The 19922-nt window shown below is 47.3% G+C and carries 18 protein-coding genes; 15 read left to right on the top strand and 3 right to left on the bottom strand.

The genetic code is table 11. From position 1 onward, the window contains the following. The first annotated feature begins 4 nt into the window (after positions 1–4). Positions 5–1591: a hypothetical protein gene (locus ACQY2W_RS01140; protein ID WP_428048743.1), complete on the top strand. Its 1587-nt coding sequence runs from the start codon at positions 5–7 to the stop codon at positions 1589–1591. Between the two features lie 63 nt (positions 1592–1654). On the opposite strand, the gene ACQY2W_RS01135 is transcribed toward ACQY2W_RS01140, so the two are convergent. Next, positions 1655–2224, bottom strand: coding sequence for a hypothetical protein (locus tag ACQY2W_RS01135; protein WP_428048742.1), 570 nt, complete (start codon positions 2222–2224; stop codon positions 1655–1657). A gap of 141 nt (positions 2225–2365) precedes the next feature. Here ACQY2W_RS01135 and ACQY2W_RS01130 point away from each other — a divergent pair, with 141 nt between their 5' ends. Both ACQY2W_RS01130 and lon read left to right on the top strand, forming a co-directional pair. Further along, positions 2366–2953, top strand: coding sequence for an ATP-dependent Clp protease proteolytic subunit (locus ACQY2W_RS01130; protein WP_428048741.1), 588 nt, complete (start codon positions 2366–2368; stop codon positions 2951–2953). Between the two features lie 178 nt (positions 2954–3131). Further along, complete coding sequence (gene lon / locus ACQY2W_RS01125; RefSeq protein WP_428048740.1) at positions 3132–5636, top strand: endopeptidase La; 2505 nt, start codon at positions 3132–3134, stop codon at positions 5634–5636. Positions 5637–5719: 83 nt separating this feature from the next. Here the strand turns inward: lon and ACQY2W_RS01120 are convergent, their stop codons facing one another. Continuing rightward, entirely contained in the window at positions 5720–6412 is a 693-nt protein-coding gene (locus tag ACQY2W_RS01120; RefSeq protein WP_428048739.1) for a type IV pilin protein, read from the bottom strand. A gap of 405 nt (positions 6413–6817) precedes the next feature. On the opposite strand from ACQY2W_RS01120, the gene ACQY2W_RS01115 reads away from it, so the two are divergent. From ACQY2W_RS01115 to ACQY2W_RS01095, 5 genes are all read left to right on the top strand, one after another. Then, positions 6818–7297, top strand: a complete 480-nt coding sequence (locus ACQY2W_RS01115; protein WP_428048738.1) for a hypothetical protein — start codon at positions 6818–6820, stop codon at positions 7295–7297. Positions 7298–7304: 7 nt separating this feature from the next. Further along, complete coding sequence (gene nadA / locus ACQY2W_RS01110) at positions 7305–8348, top strand: quinolinate synthase NadA (protein ID WP_428048737.1); 1044 nt, start codon at positions 7305–7307, stop codon at positions 8346–8348. Then, positions 8345–9178, top strand: coding sequence for a carboxylating nicotinate-nucleotide diphosphorylase (gene nadC, locus ACQY2W_RS01105; protein ID WP_428048736.1), 834 nt, complete (start codon positions 8345–8347; stop codon positions 9176–9178). Before nadA ends, nadC begins: the two co-directional genes overlap by 4 nt. A gap of 23 nt (positions 9179–9201) precedes the next feature. Next, complete coding sequence (locus tag ACQY2W_RS01100) at positions 9202–10407, top strand: PLP-dependent aminotransferase family protein (protein ID WP_428048735.1); 1206 nt, start codon at positions 9202–9204, stop codon at positions 10405–10407. Positions 10408–10546: 139 nt separating this feature from the next. Then, a complete protein-coding gene (locus ACQY2W_RS01095; protein WP_428048734.1) occupies positions 10547–11050 on the top strand; it encodes a type IV pilin protein in 504 nt (167 codons plus the stop codon). 3 nt (positions 11051–11053) lie between these two features. Here the strand turns inward: ACQY2W_RS01095 and ACQY2W_RS01090 are convergent, their stop codons facing one another. After that, complete coding sequence (locus ACQY2W_RS01090) at positions 11054–11938, bottom strand: hypothetical protein (RefSeq protein ID WP_428048733.1); 885 nt, start codon at positions 11936–11938, stop codon at positions 11054–11056. Between the two features lie 36 nt (positions 11939–11974). Here ACQY2W_RS01090 and ACQY2W_RS01085 point away from each other — a divergent pair, with 36 nt between their 5' ends. From ACQY2W_RS01085 to ACQY2W_RS01055, 7 genes are all read left to right on the top strand, one after another. Next, positions 11975–13234, top strand: a complete 1260-nt coding sequence (locus ACQY2W_RS01085) for a mechanosensitive ion channel family protein (protein WP_428048732.1) — start codon at positions 11975–11977, stop codon at positions 13232–13234. A 220-nt stretch (positions 13235–13454) separates the two neighbouring features. Then, positions 13455–14120 carry a type IV pilin protein gene (locus ACQY2W_RS01080; RefSeq protein WP_428048731.1) on the top strand — a complete coding sequence of 222 codons (666 nt, stop codon included), beginning with the start codon at positions 13455–13457 and terminating at the stop codon, positions 14118–14120. A gap of 104 nt (positions 14121–14224) precedes the next feature. Beyond that, positions 14225–15172: a PIN/TRAM domain-containing protein gene (locus ACQY2W_RS01075; protein WP_428048730.1), complete on the top strand. Its 948-nt coding sequence runs from the start codon at positions 14225–14227 to the stop codon at positions 15170–15172. A 6-nt stretch (positions 15173–15178) separates the two neighbouring features. Beyond that, positions 15179–16327 carry a 2-C-methyl-D-erythritol 4-phosphate cytidylyltransferase gene (gene ispD / locus ACQY2W_RS01070; protein WP_428048729.1) on the top strand — a complete coding sequence of 383 codons (1149 nt, stop codon included), beginning with the start codon at positions 15179–15181 and terminating at the stop codon, positions 16325–16327. Positions 16328–16335: 8 nt separating this feature from the next. Continuing rightward, a complete protein-coding gene (locus ACQY2W_RS01065; RefSeq protein WP_428048728.1) occupies positions 16336–16965 on the top strand; it encodes a hypothetical protein in 630 nt (209 codons plus the stop codon). Further along, positions 16965–18365 (top strand): cysteine--tRNA ligase, encoded by a 1401-nt coding sequence (gene cysS / locus ACQY2W_RS01060; protein ID WP_428048727.1) that lies wholly within the window; start codon positions 16965–16967, stop codon positions 18363–18365. The genes ACQY2W_RS01065 and cysS overlap by 1 nt, the downstream gene beginning before the upstream one ends. 1 nt (position 18366) lies before the next feature. Next, on the top strand, positions 18367–19593 hold the full coding sequence (locus tag ACQY2W_RS01055; RefSeq protein WP_428048726.1) for an adenosine deaminase family protein: 1227 nt from the start codon (positions 18367–18369) through the stop codon (positions 19591–19593). Positions 19594–19922 lie beyond the last annotated feature (329 nt).

Below are 19922 nucleotides of genomic sequence, written 5' to 3'. Positions count from 1 at the left end.
TTATATGCAAAAACGGCTTGTTTTAGTGATTGTTACCGCTTGCTGTGCCCTACCTGTGTGGGGGCAGCAGGCGGCGTCTGATTCTATCCGGGTATCTACGGCGGTAGAAACCCCGGAATCAAACATAGATTTACTCAAACAGTCATTACAAACAAGCCCGAAAAAAGATAGCGTGGTAGGTGTTTCCAAACCGGTTGTACCACCTGTTCCTACAAACACGCAACCGGCCGTAACGCCGAAAGCGGCGGCGAGCGCAACACCGGCGGCCACGTTGGATATGCCGCTTGAGATGAGCGGGCAAGTGCAAACGGTCAAAACGACGGTTGCTCCCGCACAAAAACCGGCTGCTTCCAAAACGTCCAAAGGGAAACGTACTAAAAGTGCGTCTAAAAATGTTTCCGCAACTAGTGCAAAAACGGTAAAAGCCACCCAGCCCGATAAGCAAGCCGAGTCGGAACAGCCCGAAGAGAATACCGAACAAACCGCTCCAGACACAAGCAATTTGAGCGAAGAAGATGCGGCCGATGCCGAACTGGAATTTGCGGTAAAAATGTTGGAGGAATCTAAGGCCAAGGCCAACTCACAACGTCCGATTCCGCCCTCTGCCGCGCAAAATAAGCCCAGCAAAGTCCCTGCGCCCAATAAAAAATTTAACCCCAATGCTTTCCGTCCTAATGTAACATGGTTGGAATCCAAAAGTACGCATTTTGATATTTATACCCAAAAGCGTAAAGAAGGGATACCGTCTTCCAATATGTCCATGACGTTTGAGCAGGCCTATCAAACCTTACGCCGTTTTATCCCGTGGATGTTGGCCGGACGGGTGCGGGTATTTATTTATCAAGACCACCAATCGTACCTGCGCCACGAACCCAATGCCAAAGCGTGGACGCGTGCTATGGCGTACCCGACCCGGGGGGAAATTGTGGTGTATGACGAGCCGGGCAAACAACGTGAGTTGCAAGAAGTGTTCACGCATGAACTGACGCACATTTTTACACAGCAATTTTTTGACAGCCACAAAACGGGCCGCATTATGACGCCGACGTGGTTGGATGAAGGGTTGGCCGTTTTTATGGAAGACCAAACTTCCGGTACAAAAGGCGGTCCGTGGGCGAACGATTTAAAAACGCTCAATATCCAACGCGATCCGGCCCAACAGCCCTTCTCGTTTGGGTCTTCGTCTTTATTCAGCTCGTCGTTTAGCAACCGCTTAAAACCCAAAAAGCACGGCAAACCGGTCCAACTGGTTGCGTTTGAAGAGTTTATGTCAGAAGATTCGTTGCAAGGAGCCGAGGCCCGCAACCAAGTACAGAATTGGTATTTTCAGGCCTATGCCATGGTACGGTTTTTATTAAATCCGGCCGGTGGTTCTACGCCGTCTAACCGAATGCAGTTTGAACAATTTACCCGTCTGATTTCGCAAGGCGAAGCCAAGCGCGACCCGTCTACCGGATTTTTAATGAAAGATGCCCGGGGAAAAACGGTGTATGAGCCGTTCTCGGTAGAAAAAGCGTTGGGGCGGGCGTACCGGTACAATTCGGCCGCTAATTTTGAGGATAATTTTTGGCGTTGGGCCGAAAAACAATAGCTCTATGCTAACACAAAAAACACCCCGGTTATTAACCGGGGTGTTTTGTATATACTAAATGTTTTATTCCATGCCGCCCATCAGTTCCATGGCCATGCTAGCCAACGTCATTTGTACAATCATAGTTCCGGTTTCGTCCAACGATTCTTCTTGCAACATTTTGTTCATTGCAAACAGTTGGATAAGTCCGCCGGCGATCTCCTCGTCCACATTATTTACTTTTTGTTGGTTTTTAAGAACGTTTTTGGCTAACTGGGCACATTGGGTAGTAAATTGTTCTGCCCGGGGAGCTAGGAGTTGCTCTGCTTCTTCCTCACTGGTGATTTGGCTAAAATCTAATCCGTTAAAAATAGCCGGAAGAGCTTTGAAAGCGGCGTCAATTTTGGCGTTTAAACCGGTCAGTTCCGCACCGGAAGAAAGTTGTGCTTCGTAAGTAAGCAACCCGGCGCGCAACGCCGTGGCCGCATCTACGAGCGGTTGTTGTTCAGCGGTTACCTCTTGTGTTTGGGACAAATTTTCCAGTTGTAGGAAAGTTTGGTTAATTAAATACTTGAGTTGCGACGTGTTCCCCGCAAAAGCAACACTGGTAGCGAGTACGGCTACAACGGCTAACATCCATTTTTTAAGTTTCATACGGCCTCCTTGATAGGTGCTTCTAAATTTATTCTAGGGGAATTGTAAGCAAAAAACCTGAGCCGTTGGACCTAGCTATTGCGTGAAAAAAGGCCCAGAAAAATCTGGGTCTTTCTCCGCAAAATATACTACAATATATCCATGATTATACCTACTATTATTGAAAAGAACGTCGGTTACGATATTTTTTCCCGCCTGCTTAAGGACCGTATCATCTTTGTAGGCGGCCGCGAAGGCGAAGTAGATACCGCCAGTGCCAATATGATTATCGCCCAACTGTTGTATTTGGATGCGGACGATTCCAGCCGGGAAATCAACCTCTATATCAACTCCCCCGGCGGGCTTGTAACGGCCGGGTTGGCAATTTACGATACAATGCAATTTATCAAAGCCCCTATCACTACAATTTGTATGGGGCAGGCCATGAGCTTTGGTGCGGTGCTGTTAGCGGCGGGCTCTAAAGGCAAACGCTATGCGTTGCCGCACGCGCGCATTATGATTCACCAACCGCTTATTTGGGGTGGCGGTATTTCCGGCCAAGTAACGGATATTGAAATTGAAGCGCGCGAACTACGCGACAATAAAGAACATCTTTTAGATATCTTGGCTAAACATACCGGACAGGATAAAGAAAAAATCCGCCAAGACAGCGAACGCAACTATTATATGTCCGCGCAAGAGGCCAAAGATTACGGCCTGATTGACGAAGTATTGGAACTCAAAAAATAAGTTGGCGCGCTAGCGAAATTTAACGGGCGAGACCTTTTACGGGATTCGCCCGTTATTTTGATTTAAAATTAGCAATCAAAGTTTAATCTTGCTAATTTTCAAACAATTTGTTACAATATACTAAACACGCAAACGGGGGGAAAATCGTTTGCGGCGCAAATCAATTTAGGAGAGATTTATGGAAGAAATTAAAAAGACAACGCTATCTTTGCCCACGGTTGTTCCGGCGGTAGCCATACGCGATGTGGTGATGTTCCCCGGGATGAATTTGCCGCTGTCTGTGGACCGCAAAAAATCGGTCGCGGCGGTAGATTTGGCTCTGCATACGCCGGAGCGCTACATTTTAGCCGTTTCCCAAAAAGACGCGGATATGGACGAGCCGCGCGCGCAAGATATTTACCATTTCGGCGTGATTGCCCAAATTACGCAAAGTTTACAAATGCCCGACGGATCTATGAAAATTTTTCTGCAAGGGCTTGTGCGTGCGCGTGTGAATAAATTAGAGATGAACACCGCCGCCAATGCGTGGTTTGCTAACGTGGAATATATTGAAGAAGAGGATGATAACTCCCCGGTCGTGCAAGCACTCATGCGCCAAGTGTTAGACGAGTTTGACCACTACGCGCGTATCTCGCACCGTATTGCGGTAGAGGGCGTTTCGTTCTTGCGCCAAATTAACGATCCGTCCAAACTGGCTGACACGATCGCCTCTAACATGGTCGTTAAAACATCGCAACGGCAAGAAATTTTGGAAGCGGTACACATCAAAGACCGCTTGGAAAAAATCTTAAAACTGATCACCAGCGAAGTGGAAATTTTGGGCTTAGAAGAAAAAATTCACTCCAAGGTCCGCGCGCAAATGGAGAAAAACCAAAAAGAATATTACCTCAACGAGCAGATGAAAGCCATTCAAAAGGAACTGAGCCAAAAGGACGATTTCCAAAAAGAACTGGACGCTATGCGCGCCAAAATCAAAAAGAACGGGCTACCCCCGCACGCCAAAGAAGCGGCCGAAAAAGAGATTGAGCGTTTAGCCAAAATGGCACCGTTCTCGCCGGAGGCCACGGTATCGCGCACGTATTTGGATTGGCTGTTAGATATGCCGTGGAACAAAACCACCGAAGATATATTAGACCTCAAAAAAGCCAAACAAATTTTAGACGAGGACCACTTCGGCTTGGAAAAACCGAAAACCCGCATTTTGGAATATTTGGCGGTGAGCAAACTCACAAACGGACTTCGCGGTCCGGTGCTTTGTTTTGCGGGCGCGCCGGGTGTGGGTAAAACGTCGCTTGCCAAATCTATTGCGCGGGCGGTCGGACGTAAATTTGTGCGGATGAGTTTGGGCGGCGTGCGCGACGAAAGCGAAATTCGCGGTCACCGCCGCACGTATATCGGCTCTATGCCGGGGCGCATTATTCAAGGGCTTAGCAAAGCCAAAAGTTCCAACCCGGTATTTTTGTTAGACGAAATTGACAAGATGGGCTCGGACTGGCGCGGCGACCCCGCGGCGGCGTTGCTGGAGTTATTAGACCCCGAGCAAAACAAAGAATTTACCGACCACTTTTTAGATGTGCCGTTTGATGTGTCTAAGGTGATGTTTATTACAACGGCCAACTCGCTTTCCGGTATCCCCACCACACTGCGCGACCGGTTGGAAATTATTGATTTTGACGGTTATACCGAGTATGAAAAACACGATATCGTCAAAAATTATCTCTTGCCTAAGCAATTAAAAGCGCACGGTTTGAAACCGGGTCAAGTGGAAATTGAGCACGACGCCGTAGCCCAACTGATGCGCGAATATGTACGCGAAGCGGGCGTGCGTAATTTGGACCGCGAGATCGGCTCGCTCTGCCGCAAAGCCGCCAAAATGGTGGTAGAGGGCAAAAAGAAAGTGGTTGTTACGAAAGAAAACTTGCACGATTTCTTAGGTGTGCCGCGCTATGCCAACTTTGCAACCGAAGAAAACGGCGTCGGTATCGCTACGGGCCTTGCGTGGACGAGCGTGGGCGGAGAAACGCTGTCTATTGAAGCCACTAAACTGCCCGGCAAAGGCCAACTCATTTTAACGGGTATGCTCGGCAACGTGATGAAAGAATCGGTCCGCGCCGCGCTGACGTATGCGCGTAGCCGCGGGTACGGCGGAAAAGTTGATTTTGACAAGACCGACTTTCACATCCACTTCCCCGAAGGTGCCGTGCCGAAAGACGGCCCGTCGGCAGGTAGCGTAATTACGACGGCTTTAACAAGTTTGCTGACCGGACTTCCCGTCAAAAAACGCTTAGCGATGACGGGCGAAGTAACCATTACCGGGCGCGTGCTACCCGTGGGGGGCATTAAAGAGAAATTTTTAGCCGCCTACCGCGAGGGAGTCAAAACGATTCTGTACCCGCACACCAACGCCAAAGACGTGTCCGAAATTCCGGAGCGCGTGCGCAAAGATTTAACGCTTATCCCTGTCAAACACATGGACGAAGTGTTGCCCTTGGCGTTAGAGGGGTGGAAAGAATTTGCGGCTAAACTAACTAAAACGCAAAAGCCGAAAACGGCAAAAAAAGCAGTTAAAAAAGCCGTGAAAAAAGCGGCTGTTAAAAAGTCCGCGCCGAAAAAAGCGGCAAAGAAACCCGCTAAAAAAGTAACTAAAAAAGCGGCGAAAAAGAAAACCGCCAAACGCAAATAAGTTGCATTTGTTTGAGCAAAACACACCTCCGAAAAGTTTTTCGGAGGTGTGTTGGCTATAAAACAGATTCTTATAAAACCCAATTATTGGTAAAGATAAAGACGCCAACTACTTCCACCTACGTAAGAGGCCTGTTCTATTTTCGCACAAAAATCGCCGTTACCCGCGTTATAAAGATTTTGCCCATTAGAGGGATTCATTTCGCGACAATGAAGAGTCCCTGCGGGCATCAATTCCATGTCATGCATTGGAATACCAAATCCGGCGCATTTATAGACGCCCGTGTTCCAATAAGCCACGACTGCAAGAGAGGATAAATCAGCCGTTGTTGTATTTAATGCTACATAGAAATCTTTTCCTGCACGTCCGGAATCTGTGCCTTGCACAGTAGTACCACAGACTCCTACACCCGGGTTAGTAGTTATAGGTGTTAACGGTAAATCAATGGCCAGTTCATCAAAGTTGGCAGCGTATTTGCCGTTCGCCATGTAGTAAGCTTGTTCGGCTTGGGCGACGGTTTTGACCAGTTGTTTAAGTTGGGTGTTGCGCGATTTCCACACCGCTTTTTGATATTGCGGCAACGCCACCGCCGCTAAAATGCCGATGATGAGAACAACCACTAATAATTCAATAAGGGTAAAAGCGCCGTTATCAAATAAGACGTCACCCTGAACTTGATTCAGGGTCTTCCACGCAGGTCGTTGTCGTTGCGAAACAGCGAGCGTGGAAGATGCTGAATTAAATTCAGCATGACATTTTTGTTTTATGTTTTTCATATTGTTTGCTCCTTTGTTGTTTTTTTGTCCCTTTATTATCGTTTTTTTTTTTGATTTGTCAAGCACTTTCTGTCCTTTTTCTGGAAACAGAAAAAGGACCAAAAAGATTTTCTGCCCCAGGATGCCATAAAAAGCAGACGAAATGGGCAATTTTTCAAACTCGCTGACGCTCAAACATGAAAAATTTCTTATCCATTTCGGCGCTTTTTATAGACGGCATTAAGGGGCAGATTTGAACGACAAACGGCTCGCTATCGGACGGATAAACGGCAAGGACTCGGTACATAAATTTTCATTAACGGTATTTTAGTTGCCGGAAACGGAAGTTGTAATTCTGCCCAATTCGGCCCAATATGGTATAATAAACTTGTACAGTCGGAAACATTATTTAAGGAGAAGAGATTTATGAAAAAAGCTTTTATTTTACTCGCAGTCGTTGTGTTTGCCGCCGCCTGCTCTAAAAAAACCGCCAATACCACTACATCTGCCGACGGTAAAACCGTTTATTATACCACATCTGCCGCTGCGGCTGCCGATGCTAAAAATGCCAAATACCAAATCATTGACCAAGAATTTGACAATATGTTAGCCCCGGATTCCGATTACGATTCTCTCTCTGATTATGAATTGCAAGCGTGTGGGGCGTCTTATTTGCCTCCGGCTGAAAAACTCAAAAAACCGCAAGCTAAAGCTGCTGCGGCTGCCGTCAAGGCAGATGCCGCCAAAGCGGCTGCTAAGACCTCGGTTTCCAAGAGTAAAAAAGTTACCAATACCACTAACATTTATTACGTGGACGGGCCGACGCCTAATGTGCCGGTTCAATCTACCAGTACGACTACTACCTACGCCAGCGACGGAAGTGTAATCAGCACGACCACCAAATAGAGGGTGTATGTTGCGTACGCTGGAAAAAGAGGCCGTTGTGATGCAAGAAGCCCAACGCTTGTATGGGTTATTGCATAACGTATCCAAAACTAAAACAGACAAATGGACGTTGGAAGATTGTTTGGCGGCTGCGCCGTATACGTTGTCTATCAATAAATTTAAAAAGGAACAAAACGCCGTTATTTTAGCCCACTCCTATACCACGCCCGATTTAGTGTACGGTGTGGCAGATTTCCGGGGCGATTCGTATGAGCTCGCTTTAAAAGCGCGTGAATCGTCGGCCGATGTAATTGTTTTTGCGGGCGTGTGGTTTATGGCCGAGACGGCTAAAATCATTAACCCGTCTAAAAAAGTACTCATCCCGGCAGGCAAGGCAGGTTGTTCGCTCGCGGACGCGATGACGGGCGATGAGGTCCGTGCGTTGCGCGCTAAACATCCGGGCGTGCCCGCGCTTTGTTACATTAACAGCTCGGCAGACGTAAAAGCCGCGTGCGACGCGTGCGTAACATCGGGTAATGTATATGACATCGCACAAAAAATGCCGGGCGAAGAACTGATTTTTGTGCCCGATATGCTCATGGCGGAAAATTTAGCGGCCGAGTTACAACGCCGCGGTACGCCTAAAAAAATTATTGCTGACGGAGGATCGTGCTGTGTGCATGATAAATACCGCCCGTCCGACGTCAAAAACTTGCGCGCGCAGCACCCGGATATCCGCGTTTTGGCCCACCCGGAGTGCTCCATAGAGGTCTGCCGCGAGTGTGATTACGTGGGCAGTACAAAAGGCATGGTGTCGTATGTGGCATCGTCGCCGGATAAAATTTTCGGGTTACTTACCGAGCACGGACTCGTCAACCGTTTGGAAGCCGAGCACCCGGATAAACAGTTTATTTGGCCGTTTGGTACGTGTGCGTATATGAAGAAAAATTCGCTGATTAACACGTTGGAAGCACTGGTAGATCCGCGGCCGGAACAAATCGTTTGTGTGGACGAGCAAATCGCCGCGCAAGCCAAGAAATCTATTGAAAAAATGTTTGAGTTAGCCAAATGATTTTAGACAAAATAATTGAACTTGCTTTAGAAGAAGATTTAAGTTTGGGGGATATTACTTCAGAAACGATTTTTGCGCCCAAAGACAAGGCGCGCGGCGTTATTGTAGCCAAAGAAGATTTAGTGCTTTGCGGGTTGCCCACCGCCCAGGAAGTGTTTGCCGCGGTGGATCCGGCCGTTACTTTTACCGCGCACAAACAGGAAGGCGACGACGTAAAAAAAGGCGAAACGGTGGTGGAAATTTCCGGCCCGGTGCTTTCTATTTTAAAAGCCGAGCGCACCGCGCTAAACTTTATGCAACGTTTGAGCGGTATTGCCACGGCGGCACGTGCGTGTGCTAAAATCGGCCATAAATACGGCGTGAAAATTGTAGATACCCGCAAAACGCAACCCGGTATGCGCCGCTTGGATAAATACGCCGTGCGCGTAGGCGGCGCGCGCAACCACCGCATTAGCTTGGCTGACAGCGTGATGATTAAAGATAACCACATCAAAGCCGCGGGATCTATTACCAAAGCGGTAGCCAAAATTAAAGCTGTGATCGGGCATACGCCTAAAATTGAAGTGGAAACGACCAATTTAGACGAAGTCAAAGAAGCACTTACCGCCGGAGCGGATATTATTATGCTTGATAATATGACGCCGTCGGAAATTGTGCGTTGCAAACAAGAAATTGCCGGGCGTGCAATTATAGAAGTTTCCGGCGGTGTAAACGCTGCTAACTTGGAAGAATTTTGCAAAACGGGTGTAGATGTGATTTCTATGGGCGCGCTTACGCACTCGGTACCGGCTAAAGATTTATCGCTTAAAATAGTAGAATATATTAAATAACAAATTTAACGAGGCAAAATTAAATGGACTATTCCCCTTTATTTTCAAACGCGGTACGCCGCAGTAAAGCTTCGGCGATACGCGAACTTTTAAAAGTAATTGCGCAACCGGAAATTATTTCGTTTGCGGGGGGGTTGCCGGCGGCTGATTTATTCCCGGCGGATGAAATTGCGGATATCATGCAACGTATCGTGCGTGAACATCCCGAAGCTTCGTTGCAATACGGGGCTACCGAAGGCCAAGCTCCGCTCAAAGAAGAACTTATTAAACTCTTAAAAGAAACCGAAGACATTACGGTAACGTCGGACCAGATTTTAGTGGTGTCCGCTTCCCAACAGGCGTTGGATATGACGGCGCGGGCGTTTGTCAACGAGGGAGATAGTATTATTACGGCCTCGCCCACGTATTTGGGAGCTTTGCAGGCGTTTACGGCGGCGGGCGCGGATATCCGCGGCGCGCAAAGCGACGAAAACGGCGTTCTGCCCGAAGATGTGGAAGCGAAATTAGTGGCTCTTAAAAAAGAGGGCAAGCCGTGTAAATTTATCTATTTAGTGCCCGATTTTCAAAACCCCACCGGCACGACTATCCCCGAAGAACGCCGGGTGCAACTTTTAGAACTTGCCAAAAAATACGATACGTTTATTTTGGAAGATTCCCCGTACCGCCAAGTCCGCTTTGAGGGGAGTGCCCCGCGTACGTTTTATGCGCTAGACGGCGGACGCGGTAATGTGATCACTATGTTTACCTTTTCCAAGGTGTTGGTGCCCGGATTCAGGTTGGGGTTTGTGATCGGTCCGAGAGATGTTATCCGCAAATACGTGATTTTAAAACAAGCGATAGATTTGTGTTCGTCGCCTACGTTGCAGTTGGCTACGGCAGAATATTTGCGCGGCGGACATCTTAAAAAACACATTAAAGATTTAATTGCCGCGTACCGCGAAAAACGCGATTTAATGTTAAAAACGCTTGCCGAAGTAATGCCCAAAGGCGTTACGTGGACGCGCCCCGAGGGAGGGCTTTTCCTGTGGGTAACGCTGCCCAAACACATGGACGCGATGGACTTGCTTTCCAAAGCGTTGGAGCGCAAAGTGGCGTATGTGGCGGGCGTTGATTTTTACCCGGCTACCGATGTGAAAAACGATTTGCGGCTTAACTTTTCCTACTCTACCAAAACGCAAATTGTAGAGGGGCTAAAGCGTCTTGCCCAAACCATTAAAGAAAATATGTAAGCTGTTTCTAGTGCGAGCAGACGGCAAACCGAATAAACGGTTTGCCGTTTTTTTGTTGTTTTGTTGCCTGCCCCCGGCAAGGGGGTTGACATCGTTTTTTTTTTTGCTACATTTTATTTAATGATAAAAAGGAGGTTGTATGAAAAACAAACAAGCATTTACGTTAATTGAATTATTAGTTGTCGTGCTTATTATTGGTATACTCGCCGCGGCAGCTCTGCCGCAGTATAAAATGGCGGTAGCCAAATCGCGCATGAGTAATTTAATTACCATGCTCAAAACCGTTACCGATGCCGAAGAAGCGTATTATTTAGCCAACGGAAAATATACCAATCAATGGGACGAGCTGGCGGTTAATTTTGCGGGAACAGTAGTCAGTTACAGCGTGCTTAACAGCAATGATTCTATTAAGGGGAGTTTTGGGCGAATAACTTTACAAACGGGAAACATATCTTATGCAGTAGATAATAAAGTTCCCGGAATAGAATTGTATTCCTTTTACAGCACACACCCTTGGCATGGACTTGTTTGTTATGCCGTTGCTACAAACAGTTTCGCTGATAAAGTGTGTAAGAATTTGACGAATAAGAAAACAGCTGATGATCACGCGGAAAACGGAGCCAAGAATGTCTATCGTTTTTAATTGTTACATTCCCCAAATCAGTTGGGCGCGTTTGTCGTAAGGAGTGACGGTTTCGGTCGTTGTGTCCACCAACCACTGGCCGCACGGGAACGTAGATGCATTTAAACTTTGCGCGTCTAACCCGGTGCGTGCTTTGGCGGTGCACGAAACAATAGCCATCGTATCGCCCGCCGGCTGGACGTGTAAAATACGTTCGCTAAGCAAAAACACCGCCCCTTGTTTGTTGTAGCGTTTATTCATATCGTAAAAATACGAATCAATTTTCGGGCCTGCGGTGCGTTGAACGAGTGCTTTGGCCGGGTCGGTTTGCGTGTAGGTTTTGGTAACGGTTTTAGTAGTTACTTGAACGGTTTTTGCGGGCGTGCTCGTCGTAGTTGTTGCCACGGCCGGACGTGCGGCGGCTTGCCGTTGTTGTTCTTTTAACTGCGCGATACGCGTTGGGTTGTCCACGGTGCGGTATGAAAGTTTGATCAGCCCGTTATTGGTAATAGACCCTTTGGGCGAAACGGAAACTTTAGTAGTATTTAACCAATTGGAGTGGCTGACTTTAAGCGTAATTTTCCCCGGCGTATATTGGCGTGCTTGACCGTAACGGGCTAAATTTTTCTCAAAATTTTTATTAAAATCTAAGGTTACTTCTTCTTTATCACTGCGCCAACAGCAAGAGGAAATACAGTTTTTTTGCAAGTCTAATTCGTTAGCGGCTTCCTGTGGCCAAAAACGCACGTTGAAGCGGTAGCAAGAATCGTATTGTTTGCCTTCAAAATCGTTCTTGCGGCCGGAAATTTCCAACCACGGTTTAGTGGTTGCCACGCCCGAATTATTAAGCGGCGTATAACACCCGGCAAGCGCGCATAGTAAAGTTGCACACAGAAACCCTTTTTTCATACACTTTATTATAGTAAGTTTTTTAAGGAGTGCAATATGCAAGTTATTTTAGTTTATATCAAAAAAATTCAATACATTCCCGAGCAATACCACGTGATGTTGGCGCAATTTGTGTCGGCGGTTGTGTTTATCGCGGGGCTTTATTTTTTGGCGCGGTTTACGACGTGGTTTTGTAACCGGTATTTAGCCAAACTGGTGGCCAAAATTCACTCGGCCCGCGCGTTTGAGGCGATGAAAAAAAATTATTTTTTTACCGCCGTGGGGGTAGCGTTAGCTGCATTGGTTGCCATTAACTTGCACCCGGTGTTCATTTCCGAGCAGGTAGATTGGATCGCCACGTTAATTGTCAAGCTGACGGGCTTGTTTGTCATGCTCAGTTTTTCGTGGTTTATTTGCACGTTTTTAAACACGCTTAACCAGCTGTACGGCCGCAATCCCAACGTGCCGATAAAAGGGTTGGTACAGGCGTTAAAAATTGTGGTTTATTTGGTAACGGGGCTGTTTATTTTATCGCTGCTGTTGGGCCGAAAACCGATGTATATTATTACCGGGTTATCGGCGTTGGCGGCGGTGTTTTCCCTTATTTTTAAAGATCCGATTTTGGGCTTTGTGGCCAGTATCCAACTGACTACCAACAAGATGATAAAAATAGGCGACTGGATCACCGTGGATAGCGCAGGGGCTGACGGAAACATTGTGGATATTTCGCTCTTGTGCGTGCGTGTGCAAAACTTTGATATGACCATTGTCAGCGTGCCCAACTACGATCTTGTGTCTAAGCCGTTTAAGAATTGGAGCGGTATGTACGAGGCCCGCGCCCGCCGCGTGCAACGCACGATGTTAATTGACGTAGATACGGTCAAATTTTTAGATAAAGAAATGCTTGCGCGCCTAAAAAAAATTGAACTGCTCAAAGATTATTTGGCGCAAAAAGAACAGGAAATTACCATGTTCAATTCCGCGCACAACACGCAAGACAGTTTACTCAACGGCCGTCATTTAACGAATATCGGTACGTTTCGCAAATATGCAGAATTATATTTGGCGTCGCGTCCGTACGTCGTAAAAGATCCGAATTTTACACTCATGGTGCGCCAACTTAAACAAGAGGCACAAGGATTGCCGCTTGAAATTTATTGTTTCTTAAATACAACCGTTTGGACGGAGTACGAGGGATACCAGAGCGATATTTTTGACCATTTGTTCTCGGTACTACCCGAGTTTGGCTTGTATGCGTACCAACCGCCCAGCGGACGCAATATCGCGCAAGGTATTAAACAACTGAGTCAAAAATAAAAGTTTGAGTTGTCCCAATCCGCCCCGCAAAAGTATATCTTTTGCGGGGCTGTTTGTTTTCATTTCTTCGTCGACTCCTAACCAAGCAACAATGCAAAAACAGTGTGGCTACAAATAAGTGGAAGTTGACTCCCAAAATGCCTGGGCCCGGCAAGGGCCTTGACATCGTTTTTTTTTTTGCTACATTTTATTTAATGATACCACAAAGGAGGAGTTTTTTATGGAAAAGGAAAATGTAGTTTTGTCCTCGCCCCTTGCGGGAGAGGATGTCCGCAGGACAGGTGAGGGGTATATAAAGGGAAATACTTATTTAAACCCCCTCATCGGTTTTGAGTGCTTACGCACACAAAACCACTTCCCCCGCCAGGGTGGAAGTCAAACGGCAAGCGGTTTTACACTCATTGAGCTTTTAGTCGTTGTTCTAATCATCGGCATACTCGCCGCGGTGGCGCTGCCGCAATATAAAATGGCCGTTGCCAAAGCGCGGGCAAGCACACTTTTAGGAATGATGAACGCGGTTAAACAAGCCCAAGAAACATATTATTTGGCAAACGGCAGTTATGCAAACGATATCAACGAATTATCCGTGTCGCTACCGGGGCAACCTTCCCTTAATTGGCCAACCCGGAGAATTTATGCTCCCGGAGCATGGTTAATTGACATCAACGATAGTACGCTAGGTGCCATGGGATATGATACTCGTATTTCCGGTGTAAAAATTTATTTTTTTTATGACCGTACTTCCCATGGATGGGCGGGTAAACAGTTGTGTTATGCCACTATGTCTAACGATGTGGCTAATAAAATTTGCCAAAATTTAACGAACCGGAAAACACCTAACTCCGATAATGGGCCGAATACAGAGAATATTTATTTTTTCAAATAACCGGTCCGGTGGAGGTATGCTCTTCCCACGCGTCCTTAAAAAGTGCTAAAATATAGGCGTATTCATTTAGGGGAATTTTCCCTGCATTTTTTACAGGAGGATGTATGCCGATTTGGATTTTCCGTATCGCTACGTTAGTGGCGTTTCCGTTTCTTACATACACGTTTATCAAGCAAGACTGGATGACGATTTTAAGCGGCCTTTTGTGTGGTGCTATCGTCATAGCGGGCGAAGTGTTATTTAAACGCTTGCGCCTTATTAAAATTATGATTGCCTGCACGGGGCTTTTGATGGGGTATATGCTTTTTGTGCTCATCGGCAACGTGGTTGGATTGGTGGAACACCAAGATGCGCTTAACTGGTGGAACAACTATGCGTTTAAGGCAGAGATTGTGCTGCTTGCGTTTGGGGTGCTCGCCAGTATTTGGAAATCGCGCGATTTGGAAGGGCTGTCTTACAAAGGACATCATTTAAAAATTGCCGATATTACTGCACTTATTGACGGACGCATTATAGATTTGTGCGAAATTAACTTCTTGTCCGGTATTATTGTATTGCCGGTATTTGTCTTGGAAGAACTGAACAAAATGGCCGCGTCCAACGATCCGTTGGAACGCGCCCGGGGCCGCCGCGGCTTAGACGTAGCTACCCGCCTGCAAGAGCTTAAAGAAATTACTACCCGTATTACCAACAAAAATGTGAAAGCGCCCACAATGGAAGAAAAAATCGTTAAACTTGCCAAAAGTTTAGATGCTGAAGTGGTGACGTTAGATTTTAATGTCAATAAAGCAGCTGTTTTGCAAAATGTGATTGCGCTTAACATTGCCGATTTGGCTACCGCCCTTAAACCGGTGGTGCTCCCCGGGGAAGATATGTCGCTGTTTGTCATGAAAGAAGGCAAAGAGAAAGAACAGGGCATCGGCTATTTGGACGACGGTACCATGGTTGTAGTAGAAGACGGACGACGTGCGATCGGTAAGCGGGTGGAAGTGGCTGTTTATTCCATTTTACAGACATCTTCGGGCCGCATGATCTTTGCGAAAGTAAAATAATTTCTTATGCCTAAAGGATCTGGTTTTTCGTCGGTAGTAATTGTAGCGGGTGGCAGTGGCAAACGCATGGGCCGCCCTAAACAAATGCTTCCGCTGGGCGGGAAACCGGTGCTCGTGCGTACGATTTTGGCATTTCAGCAAGTGCCGCAGGTGCGGCAAATTATTGTAGTAACGCCAAAAGAAAATCGGCCGGGCGTAGAAAAATTTGTGACGGCAGTTACGTTTGCCGACCCCGGAGACACGCGCTTAAATTCAGTTAAAAACGGCTTTGCCCTTGTAGATGAGCAAGCGCAAACCGTGGCCGTGCATGACGGAGCACGCCCGCTTGTGAGTCCGCAACATATTGCGGCTTGTTTGCAAAGTGCGCAAACATACGGCGCGGCGGTATTGGCCGTTCCCGTGAAAGATACGGTCAAAGTAGCGAAAGGGGATTTTGTAGCCCGTACATTGGACCGCGCTACCTTGTGGGCGGCGCAAACGCCGCAAGCGTACCGGCGGGAAATATTAGCCGAAGCGTTAGAAAAATTCGGCAACGAAACAGACGCTACCGATGAGTCGCAACTGGTAGAAAAATTAGGCGTGAGCGTGCGGCTCGTACCGTCCGATTACAAAAATAACAAAATTACCACGCCGGAAGATTTAATTTTTGCGGAGGCCTTAGTGGAAAAACAAGTGATGTACCGTACCGGGTTTGGTTTTGATTTGCACCGGTTGGAAGCGGGGCGCAAATTATTTATCGGCGGTGCGGAAATTGCACATACCAAAGGTTTCTTGGGTCATAGCGACGGAGATGTTGTCCTGCACGCTATTTGCGATGCTATTTTAGGGGCTTTGTGTGAGGGGGAAATCGGCATTTTATTCCCGCCGACGGATCCCACCATTAAGGGTATTTCCAGTGTAGATATCGTTAAAAAAGTGTTGGAAATTGTGCGCGCTCGCCACGCCGAGCTCGTGCATATTGATGCAACGATTATTACCGAAGAGCCCAAAATCAAACCGCATTACGACACGATACGCCAACGCTTGGCGCAGGTGTTTGAAATCCCTTTGCAAGCAGTAAGTTTTAAATCCAAAAGCCACGAGAAAGTAGGCGAAATCGGCCGCGGCGAAGCGGCCATGTGCCACGCCGTGGCTACGGTAAAAATTACACAATAGGAGAGAGTATGAAAATTCGTTTAGGGGTACTTTGTTTGTTAGGAGTTTTATTGTGCGCGTGCGGAGCAAGCACATCGTTTAGTTCGCGCAAAAAAGTGACGCAGGGTATTGATTATTCCAATTACGGCAGAAACGAGGCGTATTATGAATTTTCTTCCGCTATTCCCAACGATACGGAGGGGAACGCATTTGCCGATACATTAACGCCGTCGGAAGCGAACGGTAACTTGGAAGAAGAACAAATGCCCGGCGAAGATGAAGATTTTGTATCTGAGGGTTTGGCTAATTCGTATCAAACTTACGGAGATGTAGTTGTTACGGTGGCATCGCGCAAATTTGAATTAGGCCCGGCCGCTACCCGCAAAGATATGTCTGTGTTGATGAAAGCAATGGAAAAGTCGTATGCCAAGGCCTTGCGCACCTACCAACCTAGCGGGTTCACCTATACCATGAGCAGCGTAGGCGCGGTTAATCCGCTTTCTGTGGTACAAGTACAATGCCGCATGAGCGAACGCTCGGCCAATACAAACGGACAAAAGGCCTGCCACGCCTTCTTTGAACAAATCCGCGACAATTACGTGTCGGCCAAAAAAGAAGCCGCAGAAGCGGCCCAAGCAGCTAAACAAGGGGTCAAGTAATGATCCGTTTGTATAATACGGCCTCGCACCGCAAAGAGGAGTTCGTCCCGCAAAACGATAAAAACGTGACGATGTATTGTTGCGGGCCGACCGTATATAACTTTGCCCATATCGGCAATTTACGTACGTACATTTTTGAAGATTTACTTTCGCGCACGATCCGTTTACATTATCCGCTCACGCACGTGATGAACGTAACCGACGTGGGACACTTGGTGTCTGACGCCGACGACGGCGAAGATAAAATGGAACTCGGTGCGGCACGCGAAGGAAAAAGTGCGTGGGATATTGCCAAATTTTACGAGCAAAAATTTTGGCAAGATTACGATGCGTTGTACTGCACGCGTCCTACCATTATCAGCCGCGCAACCGAGCATATCGGCCCGATGATAGATTTAGTCAAAACGCTGGAAGAAAAAGGATACACTTACCGAACTTCCGACGGTATTTATTACGACACTTCTAAATTCCCCCGCTACGATGCGTTAGTCGGGCACGCGCATATTTCCGGCTTACAGGGCGGTGCGCGCGTGGAAATGAGCGACGAAAAACGCAACCCGACCGATTTTGCGTTGTGGAAATTTTCTCCCAAAGATAAAAAACGCCAAATGGAGTGGGATAGTCCGTGGGGGGTCGGTTTCCCCGGTTGGCATATTGAGTGCTCGGCGATGGCGATGAAATATTTAGGCAACACGTTGGATATCCACTGCGGCGGCATTGACCACGTAACGATTCACCACACCAACGAAATTGCTCAGAGCGAAGCCGCTACCGGGCAAAAATACGTGAACTATTGGATACACGGCGAATTTTTGATTTTACGCTCGGGCAAGATGTCCAAGTCCGGCGGCACATTTGTGACGGTGGACGTGCTCAAAGAAAAAGGATACGAGCCGCTTGCCTACCGTTATTTGTGCTTAGGCGCGCACTATCGCACGCAGTTGGAATTTTCCTACGAAAGTATGGACAGCGCGGCTAAAAGTTTAAAAAACTTGCGCGCGCTGACGGACCAAATTGGACAAGCGTGCGGGCGCACTGCCCAAGAAACCGCTAACAGCCGGGCGTGGAAAGAAAAATTTACCGCCGCGATGGAAGATGATTTAAATGCACCCAAGGCACTTGCTCTTACGTGGGAAGCGGTGCGCAGTAATGACTTATCCGCCGGCGAAAAATGGGATTTTTTGGTAGCGGCAGAGGCGATATTGGCTTTAGATTTATTAGAGCCGCCCACCTTGCAGGCCGCGGAGTTGCCGGACCGCGTAAAAGAGTTACTTAACGAACGTGCCGCCGCGCGTAAGGCCAAAGATTGGAAAAAATCAGATGAACTGCGCGACGCTATTTTGCAAGAAGGGTACGTGGTTAAAGATACCCCGCAAGGCCAACAAACGGAGAAAAAATAACGTGAAATTACATATTCCCGCCGAGTTTTTACGCCGTATCCCTAAAGCCGACCTGCACGTCCATTTGGACGGCTCGTTGCGCTTATCTACGTTAATTGAACTGGCCCAAGCGCAAGGGGTAAAACTGCCCGCGTACACCGAGCAGGGGCTTATTCGCACCGTTTTTAAAAAGAAATATAACTCGCTCGTGGAATATTTAAAGGGTTTTGAATATACCGACGCCGTGATGCAAGATGCGGCCAGTATTGAGCGTATTGCGTATGAACTGGGGCAAGATGCTATTGCCGAGGGAGTGCGGTATATGGAAGTGCGCCTTGCTCCCCAACTTCACGCCAACGAAATGCTCAGCCCCGAAGAAGCCATCCGCGCAACTGTGCGCGGTTTAGCGCGCGCGCAAAAAGAGCATAATACGTCCAAAGCTGTTAAGGACGGAGCGGAACTGAAATTTTACTTTGGCGTTATTGCGTGTGCGATGCGTAATTTTAACAAATCTATGTCGCCTTATTACGCTACGCTAATTAGCAGTTTGCCGCATTTTTCCAAGAGTGAAATTGTGTCTACTGCGTCTTTGGAACTGGCGAAGATGATTGTTAAACTGGTGGAAGAAGAACATTTGCCCGTCGTAGGTTTTGATTTGGCCGGAGAAGAAGCCGGCTATCCGGCCTCTAACCATATCGCCGCGTATCAATATGTGCATAAACATTTTATGCGTAAAACGGTCCACTCCGGCGAAGCGTACGGACCGGAATCTATTTTTCAGGCCATTACCGATTGCCACGCCAACCGCATCGGCCACGGTACGCATTTATTTTCAACCGATATGATTAAAGACCGCAAAGTAACCGATAAGCAACGCTATGTGGACTCGTTAGCCGATTATTTGGCCAGCGGACGTATCGGCGTGGAAGTTTGTTTGACCAGCAATTTACAGACGCTTCCGGAACTAAAATCAATTCGCAATCACCCGGTGACCGAAATGATTAAACGCGGTCTGCCGGTGAGTATCGGCACCGACAACCGGCTTGTTTCCCATACCACGGTTACCCAAGAAATGGAACTGCTGGTAAAAAATATAGACCTAACCCCCAAGCAACTTAAAAATTTGGTAATTGCCGGGTTTAAGAGCGGCTTTACGCCGATGTCTTACACGGAAAAAAACCATTTTGTGCGCCAAGTGATTGACCGCTACAACGCGATCGCCAAAGAGTACGGTATCCCGTTATTTTAGCTGTATTTTTTGAAAAGACACGCTTTTTCGCAAACACGAAAAAGCGTGTTTTTGTTTCGTTGCAAAGCAACAATGCAGAAACAGTTACATGTAGGTCAGGCTATGCCTGACAAGGGTATTACCTTATTGAACGTTAGGCTGACACCTGACCTATAATTCTAAAATAAGGATACATGCCTCTTGCGAGGCATTGTCAGGCGTAGCCTGACCTACATTTTCTCGTCGATACATAACAAAGCAACACAGCAAAAAGAGTGTGGCTCTAATTAAGTGTAAGAGGGCTCCCAAAATGCCTGCCCCCGGCAAGGGGGTTGACATCGTTTTTTTTT

The organism is Candidatus Avelusimicrobium caledoniensis (genome assembly GCF_902756455.1).
Lineage (GTDB): Bacteria > Elusimicrobiota > Elusimicrobia > Elusimicrobiales > Elusimicrobiaceae > Avelusimicrobium > Avelusimicrobium caledoniense.
Note: the sequence above shows the minus strand (reverse complement) of the source record. Positions and strands in the feature narration are given on the sequence as shown.

Coding starts and splice junctions, on each gene's coding strand:
- ACQY2W_RS01140 (WP_428048743.1), top strand. CDS start 5: ATGCAAAAACGGCTTGTTTTAGTGATTGTTACCGCTTGCTGTGCCCTA.
- ACQY2W_RS01135 (WP_428048742.1), bottom strand. CDS start 2,224: ATGAAACTTAAAAAATGGATGTTAGCCGTTGTAGCCGTACTCGCTACC.
- ACQY2W_RS01130 (WP_428048741.1), top strand. CDS start 2,366: ATGATTATACCTACTATTATTGAAAAGAACGTCGGTTACGATATTTTT.
- lon (WP_428048740.1), top strand. CDS start 3,132: ATGGAAGAAATTAAAAAGACAACGCTATCTTTGCCCACGGTTGTTCCG.
- ACQY2W_RS01120 (WP_428048739.1), bottom strand. CDS start 6,412: ATGAAAAACATAAAACAAAAATGTCATGCTGAATTTAATTCAGCATCT.
- ACQY2W_RS01115 (WP_428048738.1), top strand. CDS start 6,818: ATGAAAAAAGCTTTTATTTTACTCGCAGTCGTTGTGTTTGCCGCCGCC.
- nadA (WP_428048737.1), top strand. CDS start 7,305: ATGTTGCGTACGCTGGAAAAAGAGGCCGTTGTGATGCAAGAAGCCCAA.
- nadC (WP_428048736.1), top strand. CDS start 8,345: ATGATTTTAGACAAAATAATTGAACTTGCTTTAGAAGAAGATTTAAGT.
- ACQY2W_RS01100 (WP_428048735.1), top strand. CDS start 9,202: ATGGACTATTCCCCTTTATTTTCAAACGCGGTACGCCGCAGTAAAGCT.
- ACQY2W_RS01095 (WP_428048734.1), top strand. CDS start 10,547: ATGAAAAACAAACAAGCATTTACGTTAATTGAATTATTAGTTGTCGTG.
- ACQY2W_RS01090 (WP_428048733.1), bottom strand. CDS start 11,938: ATGAAAAAAGGGTTTCTGTGTGCAACTTTACTATGCGCGCTTGCCGGG.
- ACQY2W_RS01085 (WP_428048732.1), top strand. CDS start 11,975: ATGCAAGTTATTTTAGTTTATATCAAAAAAATTCAATACATTCCCGAG.
- ACQY2W_RS01080 (WP_428048731.1), top strand. CDS start 13,455: ATGGAAAAGGAAAATGTAGTTTTGTCCTCGCCCCTTGCGGGAGAGGAT.
- ACQY2W_RS01075 (WP_428048730.1), top strand. CDS start 14,225: ATGCCGATTTGGATTTTCCGTATCGCTACGTTAGTGGCGTTTCCGTTT.
- ispD (WP_428048729.1), top strand. CDS start 15,179: ATGCCTAAAGGATCTGGTTTTTCGTCGGTAGTAATTGTAGCGGGTGGC.
- ACQY2W_RS01065 (WP_428048728.1), top strand. CDS start 16,336: ATGAAAATTCGTTTAGGGGTACTTTGTTTGTTAGGAGTTTTATTGTGC.
- cysS (WP_428048727.1), top strand. CDS start 16,965: ATGATCCGTTTGTATAATACGGCCTCGCACCGCAAAGAGGAGTTCGTC.